This is a genomic window from Quisquiliibacterium sp. (genome assembly GCF_982640115.1).
Window position 1 is genome coordinate 1 of sequence record NZ_CEXFHW010000142.1, and the last position, 10,552, is coordinate 10,552.

General features: G+C 69.2%; 10 protein-coding genes. All 10 read left to right on the forward strand.

Annotation, left to right across the window (positions count from 1 at the left end):
- A partial coding sequence (locus AC2H6A_RS14495; protein ID WP_484274310.1) for an aconitase family protein occupies window positions 1-487 on the forward strand: 487 nt, incomplete at its 5' end.
- Between the two features lie 16 nt (window positions 488-503).
- Window positions 504-1,157 (forward strand): 3-isopropylmalate dehydratase small subunit, encoded by a 654-nt coding sequence (gene leuD / locus AC2H6A_RS14500; RefSeq protein WP_484274311.1) that lies wholly within the window; start codon window positions 504-506, stop codon window positions 1,155-1,157.
- A gap of 75 nt (window positions 1,158-1,232) precedes the next feature.
- Window positions 1,233-2,300, forward strand: a complete 1,068-nt coding sequence (gene leuB / locus AC2H6A_RS14505) for a 3-isopropylmalate dehydrogenase (protein WP_484274312.1) — start codon at window positions 1,233-1,235, stop codon at window positions 2,298-2,300.
- 33 nt (window positions 2,301-2,333) lie between these two features.
- Window positions 2,334-3,440 carry an aspartate-semialdehyde dehydrogenase gene (asd, locus tag AC2H6A_RS14510; RefSeq protein WP_484274319.1) on the forward strand — a complete coding sequence of 369 codons (1,107 nt, stop codon included), beginning with the start codon at window positions 2,334-2,336 and terminating at the stop codon, window positions 3,438-3,440.
- Window positions 3,441-3,728: 288 nt separating this feature from the next.
- Window positions 3,729-6,188 carry a motility hub landmark protein FimV gene (locus AC2H6A_RS14515; RefSeq protein WP_484274313.1) on the forward strand — a complete coding sequence of 820 codons (2,460 nt, stop codon included), beginning with the start codon at window positions 3,729-3,731 and terminating at the stop codon, window positions 6,186-6,188.
- A 14-nt stretch (window positions 6,189-6,202) separates the two neighbouring features.
- Complete coding sequence (gene truA, locus AC2H6A_RS14520) at window positions 6,203-6,988, forward strand: tRNA pseudouridine(38-40) synthase TruA (RefSeq protein ID WP_484274314.1); 786 nt, start codon at window positions 6,203-6,205, stop codon at window positions 6,986-6,988.
- Window positions 6,989-7,046: 58 nt separating this feature from the next.
- Window positions 7,047-7,718: a phosphoribosylanthranilate isomerase gene (locus AC2H6A_RS14525; RefSeq protein ID WP_484274315.1), complete on the forward strand. Its 672-nt coding sequence runs from the start codon at window positions 7,047-7,049 to the stop codon at window positions 7,716-7,718.
- Window positions 7,715-8,914 (forward strand): tryptophan synthase subunit beta, encoded by a 1,200-nt coding sequence (trpB, locus tag AC2H6A_RS14530; protein WP_484274316.1) that lies wholly within the window; start codon window positions 7,715-7,717, stop codon window positions 8,912-8,914. Before AC2H6A_RS14525 ends, trpB begins: the two co-directional genes overlap by 4 nt.
- 9 nt (window positions 8,915-8,923) lie before the next feature.
- Complete coding sequence (gene trpA / locus AC2H6A_RS14535; RefSeq protein ID WP_484274317.1) at window positions 8,924-9,751, forward strand: tryptophan synthase subunit alpha; 828 nt, start codon at window positions 8,924-8,926, stop codon at window positions 9,749-9,751.
- Window positions 9,748-10,552: acetyl-CoA carboxylase, carboxyltransferase subunit beta (accD, locus tag AC2H6A_RS14540; RefSeq protein WP_484274318.1), on the forward strand; the 805-nt coding region annotated here is incomplete at its 3' end. The genes trpA and accD, both read left to right, overlap by 4 nt.

A 10,552-nucleotide genomic window follows, 5' to 3' on the forward strand; every position in this document is an offset into this window, starting at 1 on the left:
CGATCCCGACAAGGAAAAGGATCCGGTCCGCCGCGAGGGCATGGAGCGTGCGCTGCAATACATGGGGCTCACCCCGAACACGCCGGTGGAGTCCATCCGCATCGACAAGGTCTTCATCGGCTCCTGCACCAACTCGCGCATCGAAGACCTGCGGGCTGCAGCGTCGGTGGTGCGCGGTCGCCGCAAGGCCGACACTGTAAGGCTCGCACTGGTGGTGCCGGGCTCGGGGCTGGTCAAGCGCCAGGCCGAAGCCGAAGGGCTCGACCGGGTCTTCCGGGACGCCGGCTTCGAGTGGCGCGAGCCGGGCTGCTCCATGTGCCTGGCCATGAACGCCGATCGGCTCGAGCCGGGCGAGCGCTGTGCCTCCACCTCCAACCGCAACTTCGAGGGGCGGCAGGGCAATGGCGGCCGCACCCACCTGGTCAGTCCGGCCATGGCTGCTGCGGCGGCGCTGGCCGGGCATTTCGTCGACATCCGTCGGGCCTGAGTCCGGAGATCGTCCCATGCAAGCCCTCACCGTGCACCGCGGCCTGGTCGCCTTCCTCGATCGTGCCAATGTCGACACCGACGCCATCATTCCCAAGCAGTTCCTGAAGTCGATCAAGCGCACCGGCTTCGGTCCCAACCTGTTCGACGAGTGGCGCTACCTTGACCGGGGCGAGCCGGGCATGGACAACAGCCGCCGCCCCTTGAACCCCGATTTCACCCTGAATCAGCCGCGCTTTCGCAACGCCTCGGTCCTGCTGGCGCGCAAGAATTTCGGCTGCGGCTCCTCGCGCGAGCACGCCCCCTGGGCCCTCGAGGACTACGGCTTTCGCGTGATCCTGGCGCCGTCCTTCGCCGACATCTTCTTCAACAACTGCTTCAAGAACGGGCTGCTGCCCATTCGTCTCACCGAGACTGAAATCGACTGGCTCTTCCACGAGGTGGCGGCCTTCCCGGGCTTCGAACTGGTGATCGATCTGCCCGCCCAGACGGTGTCCACGGCCGATGGCTCGCGGCGCTTTGCCTTCGAGATCGATCCGTTCCGCAAGTACTGCCTGGTCAACGGGTTCGACGAGATCGGCCTCACCCTGCGGCACGCCGACCGGATCCGCGAGTTCGAGGCCCGGCGCCTGGGCGAGCAGCCCTGGCTGAGCCGTACCCTGGCCGGTTGAATCCGGCCCATCCACGCGCCCCGACGCAACCCGGCATCGCCCTGGCGAGGCCGGTCTCCGATGGAGAGAGTCCCCATGAAGATTGCTGTTCTGGCCGGCGACGGCATCGGCCCCGAGATCACCGCGCAGGCGGTTCGCGTCCTGCAGGCGCTTGCCGCCGGCGGGCTCGACATCACCCTGGAAAGCGCGCTGGTCGGCGGCGCGGCGGTCGATGCCTGCGGTGATCCGCTTCCGGCCGAGACCCTGCGGGTGTGTGAATCCGCCGACGCGATCCTGTTCGGCGCGGTGGGTGGGCCGCGCTACGACACCCTGCCCAGGGCGCAACGCCCCGAGCAGGGGCTGCTGCGCCTGCGCAAGCACTTCGATCTCTTCGCCAATCTTCGTCCGGCCGTGGTCTATCCCGAGCTGGCCCATGCCTCCACCCTCAAGCCCGACGTGGTGGCCGGCCTCGATCTGCTCATCCTGCGCGAGCTCACCGGCGACATCTACTTCGGCCAGCCCCGCGGCATCCGCACCACCGAGAGCGGCGAGCGGGAAGGCTTCGACACCATGCGCTACACCGAGAGCGAGATCCGCCGCATCGCGCACGCCGCCTTCCAGGCAGCGCGCAAGCGCGCCGGCCGGGTCTGCTCGGTGGACAAGGCCAATGTGCTGGAAACCACCCAGTTCTGGCGTGATGTGGTCACCGAGGTGCACCGCGAGTACCCCGATGTGGCGCTGTCGCACATGTATGTCGACAACGCGGCGATGCAACTCATCCGCAACCCCAAGCAGTTCGATGTGATCGTCACCGGCAACATGTTCGGCGACATCCTGTCCGACGAAGCCTCGATGCTCACCGGCTCGATCGGCATGCTGCCCTCGGCGTCGCTCAACGCGAAGGGCTTCGGCATGTATGAGCCCATCCATGGATCGGCGCCGGACATCGCCGGCCGCGATGTGGCCAATCCCCTGGCCACCATCCTGTCGGCCGCCATGCTGCTGCGCTACTCGCTCGACCAGCCGGCCGCCGCCGACCGGGTCGAGGCGGCGGTGCGTCGCGTGCTCGCGCAGGGACTGCGCACCGCCGACATCGCCGACGCGGGTGCGCCGACCATCGGCACCCGTGCCATGGGTGACGCGGTGCTCGCCGCGATGGTCTGACACGGCACGCTTTCAGGAGAACTCATCATGGCAATGAAGGTTGGTCTGGTCGGCTGGCGTGGCATGGTCGGCTCGGTGCTCATGCAGCGCATGCGCGAGGAGGGCGATTTCGCCCTGATCGATCCGGTGTTCTTCAGCACCTCCAATGTCGGCGGCCCCGCGCCCCTGGGCGGTGCGCCCTTGCAGGATGCGCGATCGATCCCGGCGCTGGCCACCATGGACACCATCATCACCTGCCAGGGCGGTGACTACACCACCGAGGTGTTCGCGCCGCTGCGTGCGGCGGGCTGGAAGGGCCACTGGATCGACGCTGCCTCCACCCTGCGCATGAAGGACGACGCCCTGATCATCCTCGATCCGCTGAACGAGCAGGTGATTCGTGACGGCCTGCGCCGAGGCATCCGCAACCACATCGGCGGCAACTGCACGGTCAGTCTGATGATGATGGCCCTCAATGGCCTCATCCGGGCGGGCGCCATCGAGTGGATCACCGCCATGACCTACCAGGCGGCCTCGGGCGCCGGGGCGCAGAACATGCGGGAGCTGCTCACGCAGATGGGCTCGGCCCACGCCGCGGCTGCCGACCTGCTCGCCGACGAAGGTTCGGCCATCCTCGATATCGACCGCCTGGTGTCGGCGCGCCTGCGCTCGCCGGCGTTCCCCACCACCCACTTTGGCGCGCCGCTGGCGGGCAGCCTCATTCCCTGGATCGACAAGGATCTCGGCAACGGCATGTCCCGCGAGGAGTGGAAGGGCGATGCCGAGTGCAACAAGATTCTCGGGCTGGGCGCCGCCGACCCCGGGCGCATCCCGGTCGAGAGCCTGTGTGTGCGCATTGGCGCCATGCGCTGCCACAGTCAGGCGCTCACCATCAAGCTGCGCAAGGATCTGCCCCTGGCCGAGGTCGAATCGCTGATCGCCGGGGGTAATCCCTGGGTGCGTTTCGTGCCCAACAACCGCGAGGACAGCATGCGCGCCCTCAGCCCCGCAGCCGTCAACGGCAAGCTCGAGATCGCGGTCGGTCGGGTGCGCCGACTCACCATCGGAGAGGGCTTCTACAGCGCCTTCACGGTGGGCGATCAGCTGCTCTGGGGGGCGGCCGAGCCGCTGCGCCGGATGCTGCGCATCCTCCTGGACTGACGCCAGGCGGGCTCGCCGCCCGGCCGTGTCGCGCCAACGCCTCGCGCGAGCACGGCCGTGGCGCCGGGCGCCGAAGAGTCCTCCCGGCGGTCGGGTGCTGCCACCCGTCCTCCTCGGGCTGGCGATGGCGATGGCCTCGGGGTAAACCTTCTGCAGTGAGTTAACTTGCTGGCATAAGTGTCTGATGCTAGTCTCGAAATCTTGAAAAGTGCCCCGGGGAGTGCAGTGGCTGCCGACCTTCATCCAGGCCGCCGCGGGCGGTTTCATCTTGCCCGACGGCCTCTGTCCGTGGCCATCGCCGCGTCGCTGTTGTCGCTGGCTGGCGCGGCCTGGTCGGCCGGGCTTGGCCGTCTTACCATCCAGTCGGCCCTCGGCCAACCGCTCGCGGCCGAGGTCGAGATCACGGCCCTGAGCCGGGAAGAGTCCGCCACCCTCAACGCCCGGCTTGCCTCGCCCGAGGCCTTCAAGCTGGCCGGTCTCGAGTACAACCCCGCCCTGGCCAACCTCCGGTTCGCCATCGATCGGCGCCCCGATGGGCGCGCGGTGATCCGGGTGAGTTCCACGCAGCCGGTCAACGAGCCCTTCATCGACATGCTTGTCGAGCTCACCTGGGCGTCGGGCCGCTTCGTCCGCGAGTACACCTTCCTGCTCGACCCGCCCGAGCTGCGCGCCAACCGCCAGACGGTCGAAGGCGGCGCGGTGCAGGTGAATGTCGGCGTGGCCGGTGCGGCGGCTTCGCCGGCGGCGACCCCTGCGCCGGCGGCCGCGCCTGCACCGGCGGCTGCACCGGGGCCGGTCGCCGCGACGCCTGCGCCGGCGCCTCAGCCCGCCGAATCGGCCGAGCCCGGATCGCGCGCTGCGCGTCCCGCCGCAGCGCCAGGCCGCGCGGCAGCCCCCGCAGCGGCGCCGGCGGCGGTCCCCGCTGCGGCTGACGCCGCGAGCGGCGGCGACAAGATCCAGGTCAAGCGTGGCGATACCCTGGGCGGCATTGCCGGCCGCGTGCGCCCGCCTGCCGCCAGCATCGAGCAGACCCTCGCTGCGCTGTATGAAGCCAATCCGCAGGCCTTCGCCGGCAGCGTCAACCGCCTGAAGGCCGATTCCACCCTCACGGTACCGCCATCAGCCGACATCGTCGGCTATGACGCCGCCAAGGCGCGCGAACTCCTGCTTGGGCAGTCAGCCGACTTCTCCTCGTACCGCTCGCGGGTCGCCGCTGCCGCTCCCGAGGTGGCCGGTGAGAAAGCCGGCCAGTCGGGTGCCGGCAAGGTCGGCGCCAAGGTCGAGGATCGCTCGGCCGCCACCAGCCAGGATCAGCTGCGCATCTCCAAGTCGGGGACACCGGCCGCCAAGGGCTCCGCCAGCGGCGGGGTCGGCCAGGCAAACGCCGAGCAGACCGCCGCCCGCGAGGCCGCGCTCAAGGAGTCTCAGGCCCGTGTGGCCGAGCTCGAGAAGAATGTGGCCGATCTGCAGAAGCTGATCGACCTGCGCAGCCGCCAGCTTGCCGAACTGCAGAAGCAGGCCGAGGCGGGTCGCCCGCCAGCCGACAAGCCGCCTGCGGAGGCTGCCAAACCGGCGACCCCACCCGCAGACACCGCCTCACCAGCGCCTGATGCCGGGGCCAAAGCCGCCGACGCGGCGCCGGCCCCTGCGCCCGCGCCGGCTGCGCCTCCGGTCGTTGCCAAGTCTGCGCCGCCCCCGCCGCCCGCCGAGCCCAGCCTGGTCGACGAACTCCTGGACAACCCGTTCGCGCTGCCCGCGCTGGGCGGTGTGCTTGCGCTGGGCGCGGGTTACGGATGGTTCGCCATGCGTCGTCGGCGCAAGGCCGCCGAGGCCGAGGACAACCTGATCGGCGGCGAGGCGCTGTCACCCAACTCGCTTTTCGGATCCACCGGCGGGCAGAGCGTCGACACCAGCACCGCGTTCGGCACCGCCAGCCCGGAGACCGGCGTGGATGTCCAGGCCACCGAGGTCGATCCGATCGCCGAGGCCGAGGTCTACATCGCCTACGGCCGTGAGGCTCAGGCCGAGGAGATCCTGCGCGAGGCCCTGCGCAAGCAGCCCAGGCGCCAGGCCATCCGCGCCAAACTGCTCGAGATCTACGCGGGGCGCAAGGATGTCGCCTCGTTCGGCGAACTTGCGGCCGAGATGCACGAGATGACCGGCGGTCAGAACGAGGAGTGGCCGAAGGTTGCGGCGATGGGCCTGGCGCTCGATCCCGAGAACCCGCTCTATTCCGGTCAGGCGGGCGCACCCGCGGAGGGCGAGCCGGCGGAAGGGCTCTTCGAGCAGGAGTCGCTCGACGACCGCCTCGAGCCCGGCCCGACGCTGGCCGCACCGCAGGCGGAACCCGAGCCCGAGCCCGAGCCTGCGCTCGACTTCGACCTCGAGCTCGAAGACACCAAGATCAACCCGCCCACCGACCTGCAGAAGGCGGTCGACGGCAAGTTCGATCTGCCTGATCTCGACCTCGAGCCGCCCACGGTGGCTGCGCCGGCAGAGCCGCCGTCGCTCGATCTCGATCTCGGCCCGCTGGGGGGGGCTGAGGCCCGTCCCGACTCCGAGGTGGCGGTGCAGGAGCCCGAAGACGTGATCCGCTGGCAGGAGATGGGCACCAAGCTCGATCTCGCCTCGGCCTACGAGGAGATCGGCGACAAGGAAGGCGCGCGGGAACTTCTCGACGAGGTTCTCAAGGCCGGCGACGCTGATCAGAAGCGGCGCGCCCGGGAGATGCTGGACCGGCTCTCCTGAGCCCCCAGGCCCCGATGTCGGCCACGCGGATTGCGCTGCGGCTGGCCTATGACGGGGCCGCCTTCCAGGGGTGGCAGACCCAGCCGGGCGGTCTGGCAGCCCAGGATGGGCTGGAGCGGGCGCTGGCGCGGGTTGCCGGTCATCCGGTGGCCACGATCTGCGCCGGTCGCACCGATGCTGGCGTGCATGCCCTTGCGCAGGTGGTCCACTTCGACACCATCGCTTCGCGTCCGCTCGGCGCCTGGATCCGCGGGGTCAATGCCCATCTGCCGGAAGGCCTTGCGGTGCAGCATGCGGTGGTGGCGCCGCCCGATTTCCATGCCCGCTTCCATGCATCGCGCCGTCAGTACCGCTACCTGATCCGTCGCGCACCCACCCGCCATCCGCTCTGGGCGGGGCGTGCTGCCTGGGTGCACAGACCGCTCACCGTGTCGGTGATGCGCGAGGCCGCTGCATCGCTGATCGGCGAGCACGACTTCAGCGCCTTCCGCTCCTCGCAATGCCAGGCGCGCTCACCGGTGCGCCGGCTCGAGCGGGTCGATCTCATCGAGCAGGATGAACTGCTGGTCATCGATCTGCGCGCCAACGCCTTCCTGCATCACATGGTGCGCAATCTGGTGGGCTCGCTCGTGTGGGTGGGCATGGGGCGCCGCCCACCCGGCTGGCTGGCATCGGTGCTTGTCAGTCGCGACCGCAGGCTGGCTGCGCCCACCATGGCTGCCCAGGGGCTTTACCTTTCCGGGGTAGAGTACCTCTCACTCAGCGACATCGGCTCCTGGCCGCCGCTTCCGCCCTTCTGATCGTTCAGCGGGCCCGGTGGCCGCTCCGCGCCGATCGCCCACCTGCCTGCCCCCCGCCGTGTCCCGAACCCGCGTCAAATTCTGTGGCCTGGTCCGCCCCGCCGATGTCGACGAGGCGGTCCGTCTCGGTGTCGATGCGGTGGGTTTCGTCTTCTACGCGCGCAGCCCCCGAGCCCTCGATGCCGATGCCGCTCGCAGCCTTCGGCGGCGACTGCCCTCCTGGGTGTCGGCGGTGGGCCTGTTCGTCAATGAGCTTCCGCAGCGGGTTGCCGACACGGTGGCAGCCGTCGGTCTCGATGTGGTCCAGTTCCACGGTGACGAGAGCCCGGCGCAGTGCGCACTCAGCCTGCCGTCGGGGCTGCCTTTCTGGCGCGCCGTGCGCATGCGAGGGCCCTCCGATTTGCTAGAATCCGCAGGTTCGTTCGGGGCAGCGGAGGCTTTTCTGGTCGATGCATACACCGAGGGCTTTGGCGGCAGTGGTCAGCGCTTCAACTGGTCGTGGCTGCCGGCATCCAGGGCCTTCCGCCTCGTGCTGTCCGGCGGCCTGAACCCGCAAGGGGTGGGCGATGCCATCGTGCAGGTCAGGCCCGACATGGTCGATGTCTCCAGCGGCATCCAGGGGCCCGATCCCCGCACCAAAGACCCGGCCCTCATGGCCGCATTCATGGCAGCGGTCATGCAGGCCGACGCCCGTCTCTCAACCCCTGACGTCATCGGCTCCCGTCCATGAAACCCTACGATCTTCCCGATGCGCGCGGCCATTTCGGCCCCTACGGCGGCATCTTCGTCGCCGAAACCCTCATGCACGCGCTGGAAGAGCTGCGGCTTTCCTATGAGCGCTACCGCGACGACCCTGAATTCGTCGCCGAGTTCCGCGATGAACTCGAGCACTTCGTCGGCCGGCCCAGCCCGATCTACCACGCCCGGCGCTGGTCGGCCATGCTCGGCGGCGCCCAGATCTACTTCAAGCGCGAAGACCTCAATCACACCGGCGCGCACAAGATCAACAACACCATCGGCCAGGCGCTGCTCGCGCGCCGCATGGGCAAGCCGCGGGTCATCGCCGAGACCGGCGCCGGCCAGCACGGCGTGGCCACCGCCACCATCGCCGCGCGCTACGGCATGAAGTGCGTGGTCTACATGGGCAGCGATGATGTCGTCCGCCAGGCCCAGAATGTCTATCGCATGAAGCTGCTCGGCGCCGAGGTGGTGCCGGTCGAGTCGGGCAGCCGCACCCTGAAAGACGCGCTGAACGAGGCCATGCGCGACTGGGTCACCAATGTCGAGGACACCTTCTACATCATCGGCACGGTGGCCGGCCCGCATCCCTATCCGATGATGGTGCGCGACTTCCAGTCGGTGATCGGCATCGAGTGCCGCAACCAGATGCCCGAGCGGGCAGGGCGCCAGCCCGACTATGTGGTGGCCTGCGTTGGCGGCGGTTCCAACGCCATCGGCATCTTCCACCCCTACCTCGATGTGCCCGGCGTGCGTCTGGTGGGTGTCGAGGCCGGCGGCGAGGGGCTGCACACCGGTCGCCATTCCGCCTCGCTCACCGCCGGCATTCCGGGGGTGCTGCACGGCAATCGCACCTATCTGCTGCAGGACGAGAACGGCCAGATCGCCGACACCCACTCGGTCTCGGCCGGCCTCGACTATCCGGGTGTGGGGCCCGAACACGCCTGGCTGAAGGACAGCGGGCGGGCCACCTACGTGCCGATCGACGACGAGGAAACCCTCAAGGCCTTCCATGACTGCTGCCGCATCGAGGGCATCATTCCGGCCCTCGAGTCCAGCCACGCGCTGGCGTACGCCGCCAAGCTCGCGCCCACGCTCGCGAAGGACAAGATCATCCTGGTCAATCTGTCCGGCCGTGGCGACAAGGACATGCACACCGTGGCGCTGCGCGCCGGCCAGAGCGCCTGAGGACTGCCCATGACCCGCATCCAGGCGGCCTTCGAGCGGCTTCGCGGCCAGGGCCGCAAGGCGCTGGTGCCCTACATCACCGCCGGCTTCCCCGAGCGCGGTCTCACCGTGCCGATCATGCATGCCCTGGTGGCGGGCGGGGCTGACATCATCGAACTCGGCGTCCCGTTCTCCGATCCGATGGCCGATGGGCCCACCATCCAGCGCTCCAACGAGCGTGCGCTCGCGCTCGGTGTGGGGCTCGGTGATGTGCTCGGGCAGGTGCGCGAGTTTCGCCAGACCGATGCCGGCACGCCGATCGTTCTCATGGGCTACGCCAATCCCATCGAACGCATGGGCGCGGAACGCTTTGCCGATGCGGCCCGCGAGGCCGGCGTCGACGGCGTGATCGTGGTCGACTATCCCCCCGAGGAGTCCAGCGCGTTCGCGCAGGTGGTGTCGGCACGCGGCATCGATCCCATCTTCCTGCTGGCGCCCACCTCCACCGAGCAGCGCATCGTCGATGTGCTCGCGCTCGCGAGCGGTTATGTGTACTACGTGTCGCTCAAGGGCATCACCGGCGGCACGCTCGATGTCGACGATGTCCGTCGGCGGGTGGGCATGATCAAGGCACGCACCGGCCTGCCGGTGGGCGTGGGGTTCGGCATCCGCGACGGCATCACCGCCCGCGCAGTGGGCGAGGTGGCCGATGCCGTCATCATCGGCACCCGCATGATCCAGATCCTCGACGAGGGTGAGCCCGCGGGTGCGCCGGAGCGCGCCCGCGACTTCACGGCCGGCATCCGTGCAGCGCTCGACGCCCCGGTCGCATCCGCTTCACAGGAGGTTCGCGCATGACCTGGCTCGACAAGCTGCTGCCCCCGCGCATCAAGCGCGCCAGCCTCGGCGCCAAGCGCGTTCCCGAGGGGCTCTGGGTGAAGTGCCCGGCCTGCGATGCGGTGCTCTATGGCGCAGATCTCGAAGGCAGCCTTGGCGTGTGCCCCAAGTGCAGCCATCACCTGCGCATCCGCGCCCGCAGACGCATCGACAGCCTGCTCGACGCCGAGGGCCGCTACGAGATCGGTCAGGAGGTGCTGCCGGTCGATGCGCTGAAGTTCAAGGACAGCCGCAAGTATGCCGAGCGCCTTCAGGAGGCGCTCGAGGCCACCGACGAGACCGATGCCATCGTGGTCGTGGGCGGCGCGATCCGTACGCTGCCGGTGGTGGTCGCGGCCTTCGAGTTCGAGTTCATGGCCGGCTCCATGGGCTCGGTGGTGGGCGAGCGATTCGTGCGCGGCGTGCAGGCGGCCATCGACCAGAAGGTGCCCTTCATCTCGGTGGCGGCCTCGGGCGGAGCACGGATGCAGGAGGGCGTGCTCTCGCTGATGCAGATGGCCAAGACCAGCGCGATGCTCGCCGAACTCGCCGAGCGCCGCCTGCCCTACATCTCGGTCCTGACCGACCCCACCATGGGCGGTGTGTCGGCGAGCTTCTGCTTCCTGGGCGATGTGGTCATCGCCGAACCCAAGGCCCTGATCGGCTTTGCGGGTCCGCGGGTCATCGAGCAGACGGTGCGCGAGAAGCTTCCGGAAGGCTTCCAGCGCGCCGAGTTCCTGCTCGAGAAGGGCGCCATCGATCTCATCATCGACCGTCGCGAGA